Raw genomic sequence first — 20,398 nt, forward strand, 5'->3', positions numbered from 1 at the left:
GGAGCAGGGAGCAGGGAGCAAGGGAGATTTTTCCCCTCTGCCCCCCGCATCCTGCCCGTCTACCTCTTTACCAATGCCCAATGACTAATGACCAATGACCAATGACTAATGACCAATGACTAAAATAATTTGGCAACAGGGTGAATTAATTGAAGTGACGATCGCTAATCTGAGTGATACAGGCGATGGTGTGGGACGCGCTGATGAGCGTGTAGTGTTTGTCCCAGATACCGTGCCAGGCGATCGCGCTATCGTCCGTCTAGTACATGTTAAACCTAAATACGGCCATGGTAAGCTCCAAAAGCTATTGTCACCATCACCCCACCGGATTCGACCCAGTTGTATTGTGGCGGACAAGTGCGGTGGTTGCCAGTGGCAGCATATTAGTTATGATTACCAGCTAGTAGCCAAGCAAAATCAAGTTATCCAAGCTTTGGAGCGCATTGGCGGCTTTATCCAACCACCAGTAGATCCGGTACTCGCCGCCCCTTCTGCTTTCGGCTACCGTAACAAATCTACATATCCTTTAGGCACATCGGCAACAGGACAGGTACAGGCTGGTTACTATCAAAAAGGTAGTCACCAATTAATTAACTTAAATCAATGTCCAGTCCAAGATGCGCGATTAAATCCTTTACTTGCCGAAGTTAAACAGGATATTCAACAGCAAGGCTGGCAAATTTATGACGAACAACGTCACCAAGGAAAAATTCGCCATCTCGGTTTACGCATTGGCCGACACACTGGAGAAATGTTGCTGACTTTGGTAGTAAAGGACTGGAATTTATCAGGAATTGAAACCCAAGCCCAGGAATGGTTAAAGCGCTATCCGCAGTTAGTGGGAGTATCGCTCAATCGCAATGGCGATCGCACAAATGCTATCTTTGGATCAGAAACCCGTTGTATTGCTGGAGTCCCCCACCTGCATGAAAATTTTGCTGGACTGGAATTTCAAGTACGCCCAGATACATTTTTCCAAGTGTATACAGAAACAGCAGAGGCACTATTGCAGGTAATTCAATCAGAACTCAATCTTCAAGGGCATGAGTTGCTAGTTGATGCCTACTGTGGTATTGGGACTTTAACTTTACCCCTCGCCAAAAAAGTACGTGTTGCTACAGGATTAGAAGTGCAAGCAGCAGCAGTAGAACAAGCTATTTTGAACGCCCACCGCAACGGAATTGATAATGTGACATTCCAAGTAGGCGCTGTAGAGAAATTGCTTCCCAAAATGGGCACAATACCAGAAGTAGTAATACTCGATCCGCCACGTAAGGGGTGCGATCGCGCAGTCATCGACACTTTACGGCAATTGAAACCATCTCGGATCGTTTACGTCAGCTGTAAAGTAGCTACCCTCGCCCGTGACCTGAAATTGCTTTGTCAAGATGGGCAATATACCATCACACGGGTACAACCTGCTGATTTTTTCCCTCAAACTGCTCATGTTGAAGCTGCTGCCTTTCTTGTGCTGTCACATTTGAACAAGGATGGTAATTCCTTTACAAAAACTGAAATTTGAAATTTTTAGTCTAGTGCATACTAAAGATGCTAAAATTGAATTAAGGCAAAAATAAAAAATCATTTTGTTTAAATAAATTCAAGTTGCATAGGTTCTTAAAAATATGAAGTGGATTGTATGAATTATAAATCGGCAAATAACTAGAATATCCCAATACTCTCTCAAATTAGCAGCATCTTCTTAATTTGCTGACATCATTATCAAACTAATTCTGGCCGATATATATCTAAACAATCCCAACTCATAGTTATAAAGCCAATGCTCCCTAGCATTTTCAAAATTTAGTTTTAAAGACGCAAGTTTGAAGGCAGCATGACCACCTCAAGTTTTATCAGGGTGACTGTAATAGCAAACTGATGTCTAGCTAACTGAAAGCTATGGGGTTTCTCTTGTGATTACTATTTCACTCCGTCCAGTTGGACGTTATTGGGGCACTATTAGTTTTGCCTCAACCCTCTACCTTTGTCCTATATTAGATTTATTGTTGGCAGAAATTCCAGCAAAATTACAAGCAGAACTGCGGCTAGGACTTCAAGAAGCCCTAGTAAATGCAGCTAAACATGGCAATAATCTCGATCCAAGTAAAACAGTTGTAGTTCGTTTTTCCGTAATAGATAATCAATATTGGTGGATAATCTCAGACCAGGGTAGTGGTTTTACTCCTTCATCTACTACTAATGAAGAACCAACAGACTATCTTCCACCAGATGAGTCAGAAAATGGTCGTGGTTTATGTCTTCTGCATCAAATTTTTGATCAGGTGCAGTGGAACCGCAAAGGCACAGAATTGAGGCTTTGTAAACAAATGGAAAATCGCCGGGGACTATCTCTGCGGCGGTAAGTAGGGAGTGGGGAAAGTTATTGATTAGTTGTTTTTTACTAACTATTCCCTACTCCCTACTCCCTACTCCCTATTTACCGTGAGTTGGACAGGGAGGCGCAGAAATAGAGCGATCTAACCAACCAACTGCTTGTTGTAATCTAGCTTGAGCTTCTTCTGGCTGATTCTTTAAAAGATATACAATTGCTGCTGCCACTTGTTCATTAGCGCGGGAATTGCGGTTAGACTTGAGGCGATGCCAATCTTCAGGGGAAATGCTCAGTCTTTCCATGAGGGCTTGAGCTAGTTCCAGAGTACTAAGTTCATTCAGTTGACTGGTTTTCGGCAGCTGAGTAGATTGAGACATAATTTTAAGTCCTTTGTCCTTTGTCATTTGTCCTTTGTCCTTGGTGAATAACCGAAAATGACTAATGACCAATGACTAATGACTATTGGTTCACATTTAATCTTAGTTTACTACTTGTACATGAAGCCGTCTAAACAATCACAACCGCCAGGGGAAACTCCAGAACCAGATTTTGAACAAGAATTAGAGGAAGTAGAGCGATCGCTTCTATCCTTAAAAGAACGTTACGATCAAGTGCAGCGCGATCGCCAACAACAGGCACAATGGCAACAGCGCCGCGATCAACTAAAGCACAATAAATCTCAGACACCAGAAATTAAAGCAGAGTTACGGCACATTCAACAGCAGTTGGAAAGGCTAGAACTAAACTTAGAAAGCCAGTTATTTTCTTGGCGTAGCCTCAAAAAACCTTTCTGGCAAGTCGTCCGCTTTGGTGGAATGGGCGTTATCATAGGCTGGATATTAAAGTCTTATGCTGGATAAATCCGATTTTGGATTTGGGATTTTAGATTTTGGATTGGGTTAAATAGTTAAGATTCTTTAATATTTTGACTTACTAAGTTGACGAAATATAAGTTGTAAGATATGGCAAATCGACGGATTGCAGAAATATTGCGAAGTGGCCAACCTGATGAATCCCTCCAAGTGCAAGGCTGGGTGCGGACGAAGCGCGAGTCCAAAGGATTTGCTTTTATTGAATTCAATGACGGCTCATCACTAGCTAATTTGCAAGTCGTCATTAATCAGGATTTGCCAGATTATGAAGCTATCTTGAAAAAATTGAATACGGGTGCTGCTGTGGAAGCAACAGGGGTGCTAGTAGCTTCTCTTGGGAAAGGACAGCGAATTGAATTGAAAGCCGAGACAGTGAAAGTTTACGGCGAAGCTGATCCCGATACATATCCTCTGCAAAAGAAACGCCATTCCTTTGAGTTTCTGCGAACCATTGGACATTTGCGATCGCGTACCAATTCCTTTGGTGCAGTTTTCCGCGTCAGAAATGCTTGTTCGGCAGCAATTCACCAATTTTTCCAACAAAGAGGCTTTTTGTGGGTACATACACCCATCATCACCGCTAGCGATTGCGAAGGCGCGGGTGAACTTTTTAGCGTTACCAGTTTAGATTTAAAGAATATTCCCCGCACAAAAGACCAAGCAGTAGATTATAGCCAAGACTTTTTTGCTAAACCCACATATTTAACAGTTAGCGGCCAGTTGGAAGCGGAAGTTATGGCGATGGCGTTTAGTAACGTCTACACCTTTGGCCCTACCTTCCGTGCAGAAAATTCCAACACCTCCCGCCACCTAGCAGAATTTTGGATGGTTGAGCCAGAAATGGCTTTTTGTGACTTAGAAGGCGATATGGATTTAGCTGAAGCGTTTCTCAAACACATTTTTAAATATGTGTTGGAAACTTGCCCAGAAGATATGGAATTTTTCAATGAACGCATTGATAAATCTGTGTTGTCAACAGCCGAAAATATTATTAATAATCAGTTTGAACGCTTAACTTATACAGAAGCGATCAAACTTTTGGAAAAAGCTGATGTTAAATTTGAATATCCTGTGAGTTGGGGTTTAGATTTACAATCAGAACACGAACGCTACCTAGCTGAACAACAGTTTAAAAAGCCAGTAATTGTTACAGATTACCCAGCACAAATCAAAGCCTTTTATATGCGCTTGAACGACGATGAAAAAACCGTCCGCGCAATGGATATTCTCGCACCGAAAATTGGCGAAATTGTCGGTGGTTCCCAACGCGAAGAACGCCTAGAAGTTCTAGAACGCCGCGTGTTAGCGCAAGGATTAAACCCAGAAGACTTGTGGTGGTATCTGGATTTGCGTCGTTATGGTACTGTTCCCCATGCGGGTTTTGGGTTGGGTTTTGAACGACTCGTGCAATTTATTACGGGTATGGGAAATATTCGTGATGTGATTCCCTTTCCGCGTACACCCCAAAGTGCTGAGTTTTAGTTTAAATTGTAGACCTGGCTATTTCCAATTACCAGGTCTTTGATTTTTGTGGATGAAGAGAAATCCATCTGAAAAGAATTTATCATGAGCATACAAGATCAAACCATTGGTAAAATCCGGCAAATGCCAGAATCTTTAGTTAAAAAAGTAAGTGATTTTATAGACTTTCTATTAATGAAGCATAGTGGTAATAACTGGGAACTATGGCTTCAGTTTAGAGAGTCATTGGAAACAGTTGAATCGGATTTTTCTGACTATTTATCTAATTTAGAAGATTATGAAGAGCGCTTGGCGCGTGGGGAAATCCAGTGGTAGATATCACACAGGGAGATGTGCTTTTGTGTGATCTCAATCCTGTTATTGGTACAGAACAAGCAGGCATTAGACCTGTTGTAGTGGTACAAATTGACCGGGCAAATGCTGTTAGTCCTCATACCATTATTGCACCATTCACCTCAAAAATTAGACGCGCTATTTTACCCTCCCATGTGTTTGTACCTGCTGGTATTGGTGGTTTAAGCCAAGATTCTGTTGTCCTTTGTGAGCAACTTCGGGTTGTTGATAAATCAAGAATTATCAGAGTGATTGGTCATTTGGATGATAATTATTTAGATGAATTGCAATAAAATTAACGAATCGGCGCGAATTGGTTCGCTTGATAATTCAGTAGGGCTAAGTTCTGTTAATTTAATCGGTGAACCTAGTAACCAAGTTGCCAAGTCATCTTTGAAGTTTCGGCAATGAATTTACAGATATTGTCATACATGGCAGCTTTAAAGAATGTGTATCATGTATTGCTGATGAAAATTAAATTTGTTAGTGTTGGGTTTCCTTGCATAGCCTACAAGGAATACCAAAACTAGCACTGGAGATGTAAATTAGTGTTAATGCTACTTCTCAACATTGGAAATGAGCGATATGCCATAGAAAGCCGACAGGTTGTAGAAGTAATACCACTTGTTGTACTCAAAAGTTTGCCCCACCAGCCTGAGCATATCGCTGGTGTTTTTAACTATCGGGGGCGCATTGTACCAGTAATAGATTTATGTCAGTTGATGCGTGGTAAACCTTCCAGTGAGTACCTGAGTACTAGGATTGTATTAGTCAATTATTGGGGGAGTAATAATGCAGAACTTAAGGCTCCTTATATTTTGGGTTTGATGACAGAACAAGTTGTAGAAACATTACACCAGTCTGAGTCTGAATTTGTTGATCCCAATATCCAGATAGATACAGCGCCATATTTGGGCAAAATGATTGTTGATGATCAAGGGATGATTCAGTGTCTTCGCATTGAGTACTTGTTGTCAGAAGCACAGCAAGTCAATCTCTTGCCAGAAAGTCATCACAATACTAGATTTTAGATTGGTCTGAAGATTCTATAAATGGCACAATCTGTTATTGAAGCTTTACTAAAAAGCAAGATTGGTTTGGATGCAAATTCTATTGGTGCTGATGCGATCGCTAGTGCAATTTATCAACGTATGGCAGATTGCGGCATAACGGATATTGCTCACTATCTGGGGAAGTTACAGGTATCTACCCAGGAATGGGAAGCACTGATTGACATTGTAATTGTTCCAGAAACTTGGTTTTTTCGAGAACCAGATTCCTTTGCATTTCTGAAGCATTACGTATTATCTGAATGGTTGCCAAAAAATCCCCAGGGCGTACTGCGGGTTTTGAGTGTACCATGTGCAACGGGTGAAGAACCATATTCTATTGCGATCGCTCTTTTGGAAGCAGGATTAAATTCGACAAACATTCATATCGATGCTGTTGATGTTAGCAATAAGTGCCTACTAAAAGCCCAACGAGCAATCTACAGTCAATACTCGTTTCGTGGCAATAGCCAATCGTTTCAAGAGTGCTATTTTCAGGCAACTGAGGCAGGATATCACCTGTGCGAACAGGTGAAAAGTATGGTGAATTTTATTAATGGCAACTTGGCAGATCCAGCTTTTCTTGCTGACACGCCACTTTATGATGTAGTCTTTTGCCGTAATCTGTTGATTTATTTCGATGTGACAACAAAAGAGCGCACGATTCAAGTCTTAGAAAGATTGCTAAGGGAAGAAGGCTTGCTATTTGTGGGACACGCTGAAACTTGGTTATTGTTTAAAACTCAATTGATCTCAGTTCGTCAAAATTCAGTAGTTGCTCATAGAAAGTCCACAGGGGGCGAAAATGTTCGCAAAAATCATCATCTAAATCCTCATAGACAAGGCTTCACAGGCAAAAATATAGATGTTCTCAACAAGCGACAACTACCGAAAAAAAACCGTTCCAAGTTTGTGGTCCAAGAGAGGTTAAATGTTGCTCCTCAGAATCCGATATTGCCAATAGAACTAAAAGTAAATTTGTTAGAAACAGCTAGAGCTTTAGCCGATGAAGGTCGATTAGATGAGGCGGTTAAACTATGCAACGACTATCTCAACCAAAATCAAGTGAGTACTGAAGCATATCTTTTACTAGGACAGGTGCAGCAAGCGATGGCACAAAATGAGCGGGCGGCACAATCTTTTCAAAAAGCAATTTATTTACAACCGACTCACGAAGAGGCGCTGACTCATCTGGCATTACTCAAAGAACATCAAGGAAATGCGGATAGTGCTAATCTTCTCTGGCAACGAATTCACCGATTAACGAAAGATAAGCAGTTCTGAGGAGATCGAGTAGGAGGTAAGCTAATCGCAATACTGTTCAGTTAAGGTAAGAGACGCGATAAATCGCTGTCAAGACGAAGGACTGATTATTGTAGAGACGGCGATTTATCGCGTCTTTGTGATAATTTATCTGGATTCATCCACCTCAGAACTCCGTTCATCTATCTCAGAACTAGATTCATCCACCTCAGATATTCAAACTTCCTACTCAGCACCCAGCACTTTCACATTAGAAGAAAAAGCTAGTCTTTGAACTAAGGCTACCTACTTAATAATTTGTTTCAAAATAAAAATACAGACTGTTCATCTTGTTTGTGATTTGGGAATTTTAAGAGATGAACGCGTTTTACAGCAGCAGAGGAACAGTAGGATACCCAATGTTCAAGAACATGACCTTGCAAACACGGTTGATCGCTTCATTTTTATTCATGGGATTGATCGTACTCATAATGGCCTTGCTGGGATGGTTCACCACCAACGAGTTAAATCAGTACATTAACATACTACAGAAAGATAACATCCCCAGTGTGTCTGGGATATGGAAGATTAACGAAGGTCAGACACAAATTCAATCGGCAGAACGGTTACTATTTGATCCTGAAGTCACTGTTACTGAAAGACAGGGTGCAATAACTCAAATTCAGGATGCTTGGAAACAGATTAACGAAGGTATTAAACAGTACGAAGCAACGCCATTAACTGAACAAGAAAAAAAAGAATATGACTTACTTAAAGATCAACTGGATGTCTGGAAGCAAGCCCATGAGAAACTATTAGATATTGAGCAACAATTCAATCAAATTGGCGCTCGTAATCCTTGGAAAAAACAAATTGAATTAATCCGTCAAGGAAAAGAAAAATCAGCGAATTTTGCCACTATTCAAGCGGCTATTGAATTACGTACTCGCATGGATTCTGAGGGAGCAAATAAGGAGGAACCTTTATTTAAAATAACTGACGAGCAAGCCGACAAACTTTTAAAACTTAATGAAGGTTACATATCAGATTTACAAAAAGAAGTCGAACAGAATGTAGCTCGCAGCATTTTCTGGATTTGTGTAGGAATTTTCATTGGCCCCACAACTGCGATTATTTTGGGGGTTGTAATCGCAAGGCAAGTTGCATCGCAGATTATTAGTCAGATTATGGGTGTGGTTGGGCTTGCAGAACAAATTTCCACGGGGAACTTAACAACTCAGGTCAAGGCTGACCCCAACAGCAAAGATGAAATGAATAGACTTTTAACTGCTTTCCAAACCATGACTCAGAGTCTCAACACTTTGATTCGTCAAGTACAGCATTCAGGCATTCAAGTAACTACTTCAGCGACTCAAATAGCAGCTTCGGGTAAACAATTAGAAGGGACGCTCACGGAGCAGATAGCTTCTACTAATGAGGTAACTGCTGCTAGCAAAGAAATTTCCGCCACCTCTAGGGAATTAGTAAGTGCAATGGAACAAGTTGCGACTATTTCCCAAATCACGACGACAGCAGCGAATGATAGTCAAAAAGATATAGTGCGGATGGAAACCACTATGCGCCAGTTAGCAGAAGCCACGAATGCGATCGCTGCTCGATTGGGAGTAATTAGCGAAAAGGCAAACAACATTAATACTATTGTTGTCACAATTACCAAGGTGGCAGACCAAACGAATCTGCTATCGTTAAATGCGGCGATCGAAGCCGAAAAAGCTGGAGAGTATGGCTTGGGCTTTGCTGTCGTTGCTAGAGAAATTCGCCGATTAGCAGATCAAACCGCCGTTGCTACTCTCGACATTGAGCAGATGGTGAAGCAGATGCAATCGTCAGTCTCTACAGGTGTGATGGAGATGGACAAGTTTGCGGCAGAAGTAGGGCGGAGTATAGAAGATGTTGGCAGCATCAATACACAGGTTGGGCAAATTATACAGCAAGTGCAAGACCTGAATCCGCGATTTGAGTTTGTCAACCAGGGTATGGAAACCCAATCTGTGGGAGCGCAACAAATTAGTGAGGCGATGGTGCAGTTGAGCAGTACCTCCGTGCAAAGTGCGGATTCCTTGCGGGAAATTAATCATGCTATAGCCCAACTCAACCAAGTGGCACAGGGATTGCGTCAAGAGATTGCCCGCTTTCAGGTGAAAACAGAAGACGTTATACCCCTAATTCACCAACTCTCTTGAGCAACCTTTATGAACCCCGCTACGCCATTAAATATTGAACGTTGTTGGAATTTTATCGGCATTGAGGGCGATCGCTCCTGTCCCCAATTAGCCACCTATACCCATTGCCGCAATTGTCCCGTTTACTCTACTGCTGGACGCTATTTGCTAGAGCGCTCCATACCTGAAGATTATCGCCATCAGTGGACTGAGTTACTGGCTAAATCTAGAACTAATGAAAATTCCCAGATATCCCATGCTTTACGCACAACTCAAATGACGGTTGTGATTTTTCGTCTGCAACGGGAATGGCTGGCACTTTCTGCCCAAATCTTCAAAGAAATTTCTCCTGCGAGTATGGTTCATACCATACCGCATCGCAGCAACCAAATCTTACGGGGATTGGTAAGTATCCGAGGCGAATTGCGATTGTGTATCTCTTTGAGCGATTTGTTGAATCTTGAAGCTGCCGATACAGCAGTACAAACGCTTAGTCCAGTGGTGTATTCGCGTATGGTGGTGCTGGAAAAAGCAGATAAAACTTGGGTGTTTGGTGTAGATGAACTTTATGGAGTACACCGATTTCACCGGGATGAATTACAAGATGCACCTAAGAGTCTGACTCAAACTTATACAAAAGGATTATTTCACTGGCAACCTGGCGGATTGCAAATGGAGTGTTCGCACAGTGTCAGCTATTTGGATGATGAATTGTTATTCACCACCTTAGCTAGGAAGGTGCTGTGATGTTAGAGGAATTTGATGTCAGCAATCTTTCCTTGCTGGATTTATTCAACATGGAAGTAAAAACCCAAGTTGTGGTATTGAATGATTGTCTGTTGGCGCTGGAGACGAAACCAGATCCCCAACCAGAACTAGCAGCCTTAATGCGGGCAGCCCATTGCATCAAAGGCGCTGCCCGAATTGTCCAAATCGATCCGGTTGTCAACCTTGCCCACGTCATGGAAGACTGCTTTGTGGCGGCTCAAGAGGGAAAAGTTACCTTAACTGCCGATCGCATTGATGTATTGTTGCAAGGGGTAGATATCCTCCTGCGTATAGCGGAAACGTTTACAGCTAACCCAAATTTGCAGATGTTAGAAAATATCGGCATTCAATCGTTGGTGAGTGCGATCGCTAATATCCTAACTCCAGAAACAACCTCTACAGAAATTCATCCCCTAGTAACAACAGCGCAGTTAGAAGACAACCAACAGACAACCCTTATTTCCCCATCCCCATTAGAAGAACTGGGCATTACCCAAAATCGGGCGGTGCGAATGAGTACTGAAAATCTGAATCGCTTGATGGGTTTAGCTGGAGAGTCTTTAGTTGAGGCGAATTTATTAGAACCATTTGCTAACTCTTTGCTGAAGCTGAGAAAGAATCAAGGGGAATTATCCAACCTGCTGGAGAAGCTACAGGATTTATTGGGCAACTATCATCTGGATCGGCAAATTAAGGAAACCTTGAGTGCAACTCATCAAAAAGCTAACGAATGTTACCAGATGATGAGCGATCGCCAAAACGAACTAGAACAATTTTCTCAGCGTTCTGCTAACCTTGCCCAGCGACTATATCAAGAAGTTATTGCTACCCGGATGTGTTCCTTTGCGGATGGCGGACAGGGATTTCCGCGAATGGTACGTGACTTAGCTAGACAATTGGGTAAACGGGTGAAACTGGAAATCTTTGGTAAGTCTACTTTGGTAGATCGAGATATTCTAGAACGTCTGGAAGCTCCGTTGACTCATATCCTGCGGAATGCGATCGATCATGGCATTGAAACGCCCCACGAACGTCTAGCAGCCGGAAAGCCAGAAGAAGGAATTATTCGTATTGAAGTTACCCATCGCGCCGGAATGCTGTTTATCAGCGTTGCAGATGATGGGCGGGGAATCGATATCGAGTTTTTGCGCCAAGTTGTCATCAGCAAACAACTGACAAACCCGGAAATGGCAGCCCAACTTACCGAAGTTGAGTTGATGGAATTCCTGTTTTTGCCTGGTTTCTCCACAACCCAAACTGTCACCGAAATTTCGGGTAGAGGTGTGGGTTTGGATATAGCCCATAGCACAGTGCGGGAAGTTGGCGGCACGCTGCGGGCGGTTTCTGTGTTGGGAAGGGGTATGACCTTTCATTTGCAGTTACCGCTAACGTTATCTGTAATTCGTACCCTGTTGGTGGAAATTGCTGGCGAACCCTATGCCTTTGGGCTGACACGCATTGAACAGGTGTTGATATTATCCAAGTCTAAGATTGCTGTATCGGAAAATCGTCCATTTTTCGTCATAAATAATCAACCTGTGGAGTTGATTTTAGCAAGTCAAGTTTTAGAGTTAGCCTCGCCTGCGGTGAATATAGAATCGCTATCAGTGATTGTAATTAGCGATCGCCTCAATCGTTACGGATTAGTTGTAGATCGGTTTCTCGGTGAGTGCAATTTGGTTGTCCGACCCTTAGATCCCCGCCTTGGTAAAGTCCCCAACATTAGCGCCGCCGCCCTGATGGATGATGGTTCTCCAGTCTTGATTGTCGATGTTGAAGATTTAGTCCGTTCCATTGCGAAGGTGTTTTCCAGCGGACAACTTTCTCAGGTAAATCAGTCTGCTCATCAGGCAGTTACCAAAACTTACAAGCGAGTATTAGTAGTAGATGATTCAATAACTGTGCGCGAAATGGAGCGCAAACTTTTGGAAAACAATGGTTACAAAGCTGAAGTTGCAGTTAATGGCATTGATGGTTGGAATGCAATCCGTAGCGGCGATTATGACTTGGTGGTGACAGATATTGATATGCCTCGGATGAACGGCTTTGAACTCACCAGCCAGATAAAAACTCATGCCAAGTTGAAGCAAATACCTGTGATTATCGTTTCTTACAAAGACCGGGAAGAAGACCGACTGCAAGGGTTAGAAGCAGGTGCAGACTACTACTTAACTAAGAGCAGCTTTCATGATGACACTCTGTTAAAGGCGGTGATTGATTTAATTGGAGAGGCATAAACCAATTTTAGATTTTGGATTTTGGATTTTGGATTAAAAATCTTTATTCTCAGACAATACTATTCAATACTTTTCGGGTTTTGCATTTTTGATTCCGAATCAGATTTTAGGAAAATGTTAAAGGTTTTTTTGATGAAAATTATAGATCCAAAATATACAATACAAACTTTTGTAGAGACGGCGATTTATCGCGTCTATTGCCTTTACCGAACTATTTATTGTGTCAACTTTAAATTTAGAAATAAACCTTTGAAAATCCAAAATCCAAAATCCAAAATCCAAAATGGTATAGCCTGTGAGAATTGCGATCGCTAACGATATGTTCATGGCTGTAGAGGCACTACGGCGTATTGTGGTAAAAATACCAGATTACAAGCTGGCGTGGGTTGCTTACGATGGTGCGGAAGCTGTGAGCAAATGTGCGGCTGATACTCCCGATCTGATTTTGATGGATGTACTAATGCCCAGTATGGATGGAGTAGAAGCGACACGGCATATCATGAGCCAATCTCCCTGCGCCATTGTGATGGTGACAGCTAGCGTTAATCGCTATGCAGCCAAGGTTTTTGAAGCAATGGATTATGGAGCCTTGGATGCCATCAATACGCCAATTTTAGGTGATGATGGACTACTAAATAAAATTACCGCGATCGCCCGCTTAATTGGCAAATCTTCACATCGGTGATCGCCACCAGTCCATCACTCAAAATCACTTCCACCCCTAATTGTGATCGGGGCTTCCACTGGTGGCCCCCAAGCATTGACAACTATTCTCTCCCAATTTCCCCAAGACTTTCCTGCGGCTGTAATAGTTGTTCAGCATATAGATGCCCAATTTGTTCAAAGTTTTGCCGCCTGGTTGAATGAGCAAATTCCTTTGCCTGTGCAACTAGCGATCGCAGGCGCTTCACCACAGCCTGGTAAAATTCTTGTTGCTGGCACAAATCATCATTTGGTGATGCGTCCCGACCTCACCCTTGGCTATGACAAAGAACCACTAAATTTTTCCTATCGTCCATCAGTCGATGTTTTCTTCAGAAGTGTGGCTAAAAATTGGACTGGAAAGGGGGTTGGGGCGTTGCTGACGGGGATGGGTGGAGATGGCGCTCAAGGCTTAAAACTATTGCGCGAAGCAGGTTGGCATACTATTGCTCAAGACCGCAAAACTTGCGTTGTTTATGGTATGCCGAAAGTAGCAGTGGAATTAAAAGCTGCGGTGGAGGTTTTGCCAGTTGAGGCGATCGCATCAGCCTGTATCAGTTTTACGGCAAAACACTTAATAAAATAGTAATTTATTATACTTGTTATCAAAATATATGCCTGAAAGCAAATGCTTAAAACACCTTTACGAAGTATTTCAAAATCCTGAATTACTGAGATATAATTGCGACAATTGCAAATTAGTACATTTAACTTATTAGTTTGTAGTCCTGAAAACAAAGACCTATTTAGAGGTGCTAAATGAACCCGCAAGAAACAGCACTCTTACAAATATCTCAAAAGACAGAAAAATTATCACCAAAGTGGAGTGAACCACAAACCCCACAAGCTATGCCATTTATTCTGGATACCAAAATATCCACAGTCAGACTTTTGCTAATTGACGATCAGGTAATTATCAGCGAAGCCTTCCGTCGGATGGTTGCGACAGAAACAGATATTTCCCTTCATTACACAAGCAATCCAGCTAAAGCTATTCAAGATGCGATCGCCATAGAACCAACGGTAATCTTCTTGGATATGATTATGCCAGATATCGATGGATTAATGTTACTGCGTTGGTTTCGCTCTCATCCAGTAACTCGTGATATTCCGATCGTCATGCTATCCAGTAAAGAAGAAGCAAAGCTCAAAGCCGATGCCTTTACTGAGGGTGCAAATGACTACCTAATTAAGTTACCCGATGCAGTTGAGTTAATTGCCCGTATCCGTTATCATTCTAAAGCATACAATAACCTCAAAGCACTTACTACTGCAACTGCTACTGCCCAACTTCAAGCACAACAGTTAAAAAATACCTTAGAGGAATTGCAAACTACCCAAGTTCAATTGATCCAGACCGAGAAAATGTCTAGCTTGGGTCGGATGGTAGCAGGTTTAGCTCATGAAATCAATAATCCTGTCAATTTTATTCATGGCAATTTTAACCACTTAAATAACCATGTTAACTGTCTTTTAAATTTAATTGAACTATATCAAAAAAAACATCCTGAATCACATTTTGCATTGCAAGATGAGTTTGGTGATTTTAATCTTGATTTTATCGTAGATGATTTGCCAAAAATTCTTTCATCCATGAGGATAGGAACCGATCGGATTCGTGACATCGTATTGTCCCTAAGAAACTTCTCTCGACTCGATCAGTCAGAGAAAAAAGCTGTTAATATTCATGAAGGTATTGAAAGTACTTTATTACTTTTAAATCATCGGCTACACCCAAAAATTGAAATTATTAAAAGATATGGAAATCTCCCACCAGTTCAATGTTATCCAGCACAACTAAACCAAGTATTCATGAATATTCTTAGTAATGGCATTGATGCTTTACTAGAGCTAGATAATCAGATCCAAAAACAAATTGTGATTAAAACTGAAGTAACTGAATTAGAAACAGTGATAATTATATTCAGAGATAACGGTAATGGAATCAATGCGGAGATTCAAAGCAAGATATTTGATCCTTTTTTTACAACTAAACCTATCAACAAAGGAACGGGATTAGGTTTAGCAATTAGCCATCAAATTATTCAGAAACATCAGGGAAATATTCAGCTAAAGTCTGAATTTGGCTATGGAACGGAATTTGCAATTGAAATTCCAATAGCATTAGCTGTTAATCATAAAAGCGACACTTAAATTAACACTTAATCGTAGAATTATCTTTCAAGACCTTGATTTATCTTCCAACAAAGATGAACTTATAAGTTAATAAATCTATAATCCATTAGAAGATGTTTTAAAAGTAGTTAGCTGTGACTTTAATCGAATTAATCCCCCCGATATATTGGTGGTAAACAAGAAAATACGGTTCCCTCCCCTTTATAAGCTACGGTGTACACACAAGTCTTAAAATTCCCCCCTAGTACTTGGTTTCGTCATCTAGCAATAGGATTGTGCGTTCGCTCCGAAAGCCTGTCCGCAGCGAACGCGAGTGCATCTCGTAGAGAGGAGGAACGACGAACGCAAGCGCGTGTCGTAGACAAGCAATCGCTTTAACTACGAGATTATGCGATTACTTCGCTTCGCTCGTAATGACAATTTAAGGGGTCTGTAACGCCTGAAACCCTTTCAGATACTACTTATGTGTACACCGTAGCCTTTATAAGGGGAGGGTTAGGGTGGGGTAAAGAAATATTTGATACATTAATCATAACTTTTAAAACATCCTCCTAAATGCGATCGCACTTGTTTATAGGAACCCATAATTCATATCATCTAATCTTCAATGATGAATTATGAATCATTTGCTACCGCTTGCGTGCATGGGATGAGTAACGCTAGTGTTAAAAGAAATCGTGCAAAGCTAAACCCTTATCCAAGAAGTCGAATAGGAAGCTACAATGGCAATTCCAAATAAACAAGTAAAATTTAATACTGATATTTTAGATAATAGACGCACCCAAACTCGCATCCAGGTTCGCATTCCTAAAGACCTGCATGAGGAACCAGTCATTTCACGACTAGTTTCTCACTATGGCATCACAGTCATTATTGCTGATGCTCAGGTAAGCGCAAACGTGCCACAATATAGCTGCTTCGATCTGGAACTGCGAGGTACTGTTTCCCAAATTGAAAGCGCCCTAACTTACCTGGATGAACTGGATTTAGAAGTTTTGCACCAATCCAGCCCTGAAGAAGATGGTTGGTAAATTGAGTGCTGAGTCCTGAGTTATGAGTGCTGAGTTAAAAACACTCAGCACTCAGCACTCAACACTCGGTACTGAGTTTAGGCCATTTGATTTTCAATCGCCCACCGCGCTAATTCAGTGCGGTTGTGGAGATTGGTTTTGCCCAACATATTGGACACATGGCTTTCAACCGTGCGCTGACTAACATTTAGTTCTTCAGCAATTTCACGGTTAGCTAAACCCCTAGCAACAAACTGGACTACTTTCAGTTCGGTTGGGGTTAATTGCACATCGAAGGGAACCTGGATACGGGAACCGTTTTCGCCTCCTTTAGCTTGGTGTTCTTTCCAACGGATAGTTTGTTTCAGCGAGGATTCAACTTGCGCTACGAGTTCTTCTGGTTCAAAGGGTTTGACCATATAAACATCAGCACCTTTATTCAGACCCTTAACTCGGTCTGCACTTTGTCCCTTAGCTGAAAGGAAAAGAACCGGAATCCAGCTGGTGCGTTCGTTTTGCCGGACTTGTTCCACAAAAGTATATCCGTCCATTTCCGGCATCATCACATCGCAGATGATCATGTCTGGAACATCTTGCTCTAAAATTTCCAGAGCTTCACGTCCATTTTCGGCGGTGATGACTTCGTATCCCCGGAATTCTAAGTAATCCTTCACCAGCAAGATGAGGTTAGGGTCATCATCAATCAATAGAAGTCGTTTGTGATCTTTCATGCTGGGCTCTTTCATAGCAGTGGCACTTGTCGCGCTTCGGTCCATCAAAGTCTTGAATATTTATCCTCTATGGTGGGTTATTCGAGATGTTGTCCTTTTTCCTACTTAACTTGCCTTTGCTGTCTCGAAGTCTCAAAAATGCCGAGCATTTTCAATAGACTGGTAGCTCGATAGCAAAAGTCCAGCAAGGATACGTATAGCAGTAGTATCTATAATGCGCTATTATATATCGCATTGAAAGGGGCGGGGTAAAAAACACTGATAAAATAATAATCCTTCGGACTTACAAGTTAAGTATTGGCTTAAAGATGACCCTACCTTAAAACCAACCCGCACTTTCTTTAAGCTTACTGCCATAACATATCCTTCGGTTGTTAAGCCTCTATGAGGAGTTCACAAGAAACTAGGGAAGTTTTTGGCAAAGGATGGATTAAAAACGCATATTCTTTTACCACCTTATTGCCTATTCAGTGTTCTTGGATCATCCGCAAGGTAACTTCCGGGTTTGCTTGGCGACACCATCAGTGTAAACCACCATTATGAGTCTAGAACAAGAAACACGCAAGCAGTTAGCTTTTGTTCTAAAGATGCACATGGCATAACTCTAGTACGCGGCTCATTGAGTTTGAACTCTTTAAGTCGCTTTGTAAGCATTCCCAGGATTCCAGACTAGCTCGTTTTGAGTAGAAATTAACAATTGTCTGGTCAGCACAAATAAAAATGTGTTGCTGATTTTTTGCAATTTCTAAACTTTCTACATAATTACTCAGGATCTTATGTTCTAGAAGCTTAGTGGTTTTGGAGATTTGATGGCTGGACTGGATCACTGTGTTGTTACTCATCGAGCAGATCCCTTTTCCAAGCTTTGAAAATTGGGGACTGGAGACTGAGGACTGGGGATTGGGGACTGGGGGGATGAGGGAAATAATGAGGTAATATTTTCTCCCTCTGCTCCCTGCTCCCCTGCTTCCTCTTCCCTGCTCCCCACTCTCTACTCTCTTCGTAGCTTACAGAACAAAACCTGAAAGGTAGAAATAATTAAGCATTTATACTTAAGTACATCTATGACCCTCTAGTTCGGGAACCCGTACTCAAGGGATTCTTGTCATTGGATGCCACTTTTAGGTAAATTAGCACTCAGGAGTTGAGAGTGCTAAACTCTGGAGAAAATAATTATGGCAGCTTTATCTCTAAGCGTTTCTACAGTTAAACCTCTAAGCGATCGCGTTTTCGTAAAAGTGAACGCCTCTGAGGAAAAGACCGCAGGCGGTCTGTATTTGCCCGACACAGCCAAGGAAAAGCCCCAGGTTGGGGAAGTAGTCGCCCTTGGCCCTGGCAAGCGTAATGAAGACGGTAGCCGTCAGGAATTGGAAATTAAAGTCGGCGATAAGGTGTTGTACTCCAAGTACGCTGGCACTGACATCAAGCTCGGCACAGAAGAATATGTACTGCTTTCTGAAAAAGATATTTTAGCAGTTGTTATCTAGTCGGGAATTGGGAACAGCGAATAGGGAAGAGGGAACAGGCAATGTCAAAAATAAAGACAATGCCCAATGCCTAATGCCCCATGCTCCATGCCCAATACCCAATTCAAGAAAAAATTGACCTAATCCCTGGATTTAGACACCTATGGCAAAGCGCATTATCTACAACGAAAACGCCCGTCGCGCCCTGGAGCGAGGCATTGACATTCTGGCTGAGGCTGTAGCTGTTACCCTTGGCCCCAAAGGTCGTAACGTAGTTCTAGAAAAGAAATTTGGCGCACCGCAAATTGTTAATGACGGTGTAACGATCGCCAAAGAAATTGAATTAGAAGATCATATTGAAAACACTGGCGTAGCTTTGATTCGTCAAGCTGCTTCCAAGACCAATGATGCTGCGGGCGATGGTACTACCACTGCTACCGTTTTAGCTCATGCGATCGTCAAAGAAGGCTTGCGGAACGTTGCAGCAGGTGCTAATGCGATTTCACTGAAGCGCGGTATTGACAAAGCTACTGCCTTTTTGGTAGACAAAATCAAAGAACACGCCCGTCCAGTGGAAGATTCCAAAGCTATTGCCCAAGTTGGTGCGATCTCGGCTGGTAATGACGAAGAAGTTGGTCAGATGATTGCCCAAGCAATGGACAAGGTGGGTAAGGAAGGCGTAATTTCCCTAGAAGAAGGGAAATCTATGTTCACCGAGTTGGAAATCACTGAAGGGATGCGCTTTGACAAAGGCTACATCTCTCCTTATTTCGCTACTGACCCTGAGCGGATGGAAGCGGTTTTTGATGAGCCTTTCATACTGCTGACCGATAAGAAAATCGCTTTGGTACAAGACCTTGTACCAGTGTTAGAGCAAGTAGCTCGTGCTGGTCGTCCTTTGGTGATTATCGCCGAAGATATTGAAAAAGAAGCTTTGGCAACCTTGGTAGTAAACCGTTTGCGCGGTGTGCTAAACGTAGCTGCTGTTAAAGCTCCTGGCTTTGGCGATCGCCGCAAAGCACTACTAGAAGACATTGCTGTTTTAACTGGTGGTCAACTAATTACCGAAGATGCTGGTTTGAAGCTAGATAACACCAAGCTCGATAGCCTGGGTAAAGCTCGCCGAATCACCATCACCAAGGACAGCACCACAATTGTTGCCGAAGGTAACGAAGCTGCTGTTAAGGCTCGTGTCGAACAGATTCGTCGTCAAATCGATGAAACCGAATCTTCTTACGACAAAGAGAAGTTACAAGAGCGTCTTGCTAAACTCTCTGGTGGTGTTGCTGTAGTGAAAGTTGGTGCAGCGACCGAAACCGAAATGAAAGACAAGAAGCTGCGCCTAGAAGACGCTATCAACGCTACCAAAGCTGCTGTGGAAGAAGGTATCGTTCCTGGCGGTGGTACAACTCTGGCTCACCTTGCTCCTGAATTGGAAGTTTGGGCAAAGAGCAATCTTAAAGATGAAGAGTTGATTGGTGCGTTGATTGTTGTTCGCGCCTTACCTGCACCTCTGAAGCGGATTGCTGAAAACGCCGGTCAGAATGGTGCTGTGATCGCTGAACGCGTCAAAGAGAAAGAATTCAACGTTGGCTACAATGCTGCGACAAACGAATTCGTCGATTTGTTAGCTGCTGGTATTGTTGACCCTGCGAAAGTGACTCGTTCTGCTCTGCAAAACGCTGCTTCTATCGCTGGTATGGTGTTGACAACCGAATGTATTATAGTTGACAAGCCTGAACCTAAAGATGGCGCTCCTGCTGGCGCTGGTGCTGGCGGCGGTGACTTCGATTACTAATACTTTGTAGTTACATAATTTGTAAAATAGCTGCTTCCTTTATGGAGGTGGCTGTTT

Annotated in this window: 19 protein-coding genes; 17 read left to right on the plus strand and 2 right to left on the minus strand. The window is 42.3% G+C overall.

What is annotated here, in order from left to right:
- The first annotated feature begins 115 nt into the window (after positions 1 to 115).
- Both rlmD and FD723_RS30100 read left to right on the plus strand, forming a co-directional pair.
- On the plus strand, positions 116 to 1,522 hold the full coding sequence (gene rlmD / locus FD723_RS30095; protein WP_179068618.1) for a 23S rRNA (uracil(1939)-C(5))-methyltransferase RlmD: 1,407 nt from the start codon (positions 116 to 118) through the stop codon (positions 1,520 to 1,522).
- Between the two features lie 391 nt (positions 1,523 to 1,913).
- Positions 1,914 to 2,363 (plus strand): anti-sigma regulatory factor, encoded by a 450-nt coding sequence (locus FD723_RS30100; protein ID WP_179068619.1) that lies wholly within the window; start codon positions 1,914 to 1,916, stop codon positions 2,361 to 2,363.
- A gap of 70 nt (positions 2,364 to 2,433) precedes the next feature.
- On the opposite strand, the gene FD723_RS30105 is transcribed toward FD723_RS30100, so the two are convergent.
- Complete coding sequence (locus tag FD723_RS30105; protein WP_179069328.1) at positions 2,434 to 2,709, minus strand: DUF6439 family protein; 276 nt, start codon at positions 2,707 to 2,709, stop codon at positions 2,434 to 2,436.
- Between the two features lie 120 nt (positions 2,710 to 2,829).
- Here FD723_RS30105 and FD723_RS30110 point away from each other — a divergent pair, with 120 nt between their 5' ends.
- The 13 genes from FD723_RS30110 to FD723_RS30165 all read left to right on the plus strand — a co-directional run bounded on the left by FD723_RS30110 (position 2,830) and on the right by FD723_RS30165 (position 16,367).
- Positions 2,830 to 3,192, plus strand: coding sequence for a hypothetical protein (locus FD723_RS30110; RefSeq protein ID WP_179069329.1), 363 nt, complete (start codon positions 2,830 to 2,832; stop codon positions 3,190 to 3,192).
- A gap of 102 nt (positions 3,193 to 3,294) precedes the next feature.
- On the plus strand, positions 3,295 to 4,686 hold the full coding sequence (gene asnS / locus FD723_RS30115; protein WP_179068620.1) for an asparagine--tRNA ligase: 1,392 nt from the start codon (positions 3,295 to 3,297) through the stop codon (positions 4,684 to 4,686).
- Between the two features lie 84 nt (positions 4,687 to 4,770).
- Complete coding sequence (locus FD723_RS30120; RefSeq protein ID WP_179068621.1) at positions 4,771 to 5,001, plus strand: hypothetical protein; 231 nt, start codon at positions 4,771 to 4,773, stop codon at positions 4,999 to 5,001.
- Positions 4,995 to 5,312, plus strand: coding sequence for a type II toxin-antitoxin system PemK/MazF family toxin (locus tag FD723_RS30125; RefSeq protein WP_179068622.1), 318 nt, complete (start codon positions 4,995 to 4,997; stop codon positions 5,310 to 5,312). Before FD723_RS30120 ends, FD723_RS30125 begins: the two co-directional genes overlap by 7 nt.
- Before the next feature lie 261 nt (positions 5,313 to 5,573).
- Positions 5,574 to 6,050 carry a chemotaxis protein CheW gene (locus FD723_RS30130; protein ID WP_256875235.1) on the plus strand — a complete coding sequence of 159 codons (477 nt, stop codon included), beginning with the start codon at positions 5,574 to 5,576 and terminating at the stop codon, positions 6,048 to 6,050.
- Positions 6,051 to 6,071: 21 nt separating this feature from the next.
- Positions 6,072 to 7,352, plus strand: a complete 1,281-nt coding sequence (locus tag FD723_RS30135) for a protein-glutamate O-methyltransferase CheR (RefSeq protein ID WP_179068624.1) — start codon at positions 6,072 to 6,074, stop codon at positions 7,350 to 7,352.
- 335 nt (positions 7,353 to 7,687) lie between these two features.
- Entirely contained in the window at positions 7,688 to 9,514 is a 1,827-nt protein-coding gene (locus tag FD723_RS30140; protein ID WP_256874970.1) for a methyl-accepting chemotaxis protein, read from the plus strand.
- A 9-nt stretch (positions 9,515 to 9,523) separates the two neighbouring features.
- The gene (locus FD723_RS30145; RefSeq protein ID WP_179068625.1) at positions 9,524 to 10,240 is read left to right on the plus strand and encodes a chemotaxis protein CheW; all 717 of its coding nucleotides are present in this window, start codon (positions 9,524 to 9,526) and stop codon (positions 10,238 to 10,240) included.
- Entirely contained in the window at positions 10,240 to 12,498 is a 2,259-nt protein-coding gene (locus FD723_RS30150) for a hybrid sensor histidine kinase/response regulator (protein WP_179068626.1), read from the plus strand. Before FD723_RS30145 ends, FD723_RS30150 begins: the two co-directional genes overlap by 1 nt.
- A 295-nt stretch (positions 12,499 to 12,793) precedes the next feature.
- Positions 12,794 to 13,183, plus strand: a complete 390-nt coding sequence (locus FD723_RS43955; protein WP_306297002.1) for a response regulator — start codon at positions 12,794 to 12,796, stop codon at positions 13,181 to 13,183.
- A 42-nt stretch (positions 13,184 to 13,225) separates the two neighbouring features.
- Positions 13,226 to 13,786: a chemotaxis protein CheB gene (locus FD723_RS43960; protein ID WP_306297003.1), complete on the plus strand. Its 561-nt coding sequence runs from the start codon at positions 13,226 to 13,228 to the stop codon at positions 13,784 to 13,786.
- 173 nt (positions 13,787 to 13,959) lie between these two features.
- A complete protein-coding gene (locus tag FD723_RS30160) occupies positions 13,960 to 15,354 on the plus strand; it encodes an ATP-binding protein (protein ID WP_179068627.1) in 1,395 nt (464 codons plus the stop codon).
- 704 nt (positions 15,355 to 16,058) lie between these two features.
- Complete coding sequence (locus FD723_RS30165) at positions 16,059 to 16,367, plus strand: NIL domain-containing protein (protein ID WP_179068628.1); 309 nt, start codon at positions 16,059 to 16,061, stop codon at positions 16,365 to 16,367.
- Between the two features lie 77 nt (positions 16,368 to 16,444).
- Here FD723_RS30165 and FD723_RS30170 read toward each other — a convergent pair whose 3' ends face one another.
- A complete protein-coding gene (locus FD723_RS30170) occupies positions 16,445 to 17,122 on the minus strand; it encodes a response regulator transcription factor (protein WP_012407592.1) in 678 nt (225 codons plus the stop codon).
- A gap of 1,130 nt (positions 17,123 to 18,252) precedes the next feature.
- Here FD723_RS30170 and groES point away from each other — a divergent pair.
- Entirely contained in the window at positions 18,253 to 18,564 is a 312-nt protein-coding gene (gene groES, locus FD723_RS30175; RefSeq protein ID WP_012407590.1) for a co-chaperone GroES, read from the plus strand.
- Between the two features lie 142 nt (positions 18,565 to 18,706).
- Entirely contained in the window at positions 18,707 to 20,341 is a 1,635-nt protein-coding gene (gene groL / locus FD723_RS30180; protein WP_012407589.1) for a chaperonin GroEL, read from the plus strand.
- Positions 20,342 to 20,398: the final 57 nt, after the last annotated feature.

The sequence above is a fragment of the Nostoc sp. C052 genome (genome assembly GCF_013393905.1).
Classification (GTDB): domain Bacteria; phylum Cyanobacteriota; class Cyanobacteriia; order Cyanobacteriales; family Nostocaceae; genus Nostoc.